The 1,087-nt window shown below is 82.0% G+C and carries 1 protein-coding gene; it reads right to left on the bottom strand.

The genetic code is table 11. From position 1 onward, the window contains the following. Window positions 1-979: ABC transporter transmembrane domain-containing protein (locus G6556_RS18920; protein ID WP_346775014.1), on the bottom strand; the 979-nt coding region annotated here is incomplete at its 3' end. Window positions 980-1,087: the final 108 nt, after the last annotated feature.

Genomic DNA, 1,087 nt, shown 5'->3' on the forward strand with positions numbered 1-1,087 from the left:
ACCCCCGACGAGCCGGCGCGTGCGCTCCCGCCGGCTCGTCGGGGGTCGCGGCGTCGTCCAGCACCGCCATCAGCCGGGCCGCCGCGGCGCGGGAGCGGTGCAGCTGGATCGCGGCGGCCGGCAGCACGCTGGTCGCCTCGAACGCGGCCAGCGGCGTCAGCACGATCACGGCGAGGTCGACCTCGGCGATCCGGCCCGCGGCCAGCGCCGGGACCCCGACGAGCAGCGCGGCGAGCACCGCGAGGCCGACGGCCAGGTTGCCGAGGCCGGCTGCGAGGGCGGCCGGCCCGGCGCCGCGGTCGGTGGCCCGGGCCAGGTCGGCGTCCGCCGCGCGCAGCCGGGCGAGCTCCGCGCCGGTGCGGCCCTGGACGGCGAGCGGGCCCGCGTCCTCCAGCAGACCGAGGGAGGTCGCGGCCATCTCCGCGCGGGCGGCGGCGGCGCGCTGCTCGGTCGCCCGGGCGGCGCGCTGGGCGAGCCACGGCGCGACGACCCCGGCCAGCACGAGGCACGCGGCGAGCGTCAGCCCGGCGGCGGGCAGGAACAGCCCCATCGCGACGACGGTGCCGAGGCCGAGCACGGTCGCGACGGCCGCGGGCAGCAGGCCGCGCACGACGACGTCGCCGACCGCGTCCACGTCGGCGCCCACCCGGGCGAGCAGGTCGCCGCGCCGCAGGCCGAGCGTGGCGCCCGGCCGGCCGACGGCCAGCCGCTCGTAGAGCGTGGTGCGCAGGCGGGCCATGCCGCGCAGCGCGATGTCGTGCGAGACCAGCCGCTCCAGGTACCGGAACAGCCCGCGGCCGATGCCGAACGCGCGGACGGCGACGGTCGCCACGGACAGCTCCAGCACCGGCGGCATCTGGGCGGCGCGGGTGATCAGCCAGGCGGACACCGCGGCGAGCGCGACGGCCGAGCCGAGGGCGAGGACCCCGAGCGCCACGGCCAGCGCCACGCGGCGGGGCGCGACGTCGAGCAGGCGCACGGCGCGCCACAGCGGGTCGGCGGCCAGGCGGCGGGCGAGGCGGCCGCCCGCGCCGGGCGCGGCGGCCGGCGCGGCGTCCGGGCCGGCGGGGCGCGGGTCGGCGGGGCG

This window comes from Cellulomonas sp. IC4_254 (assembly GCF_011603975.1).
GTDB lineage: Bacteria > Actinomycetota > Actinomycetes > Actinomycetales > Cellulomonadaceae > Cellulomonas.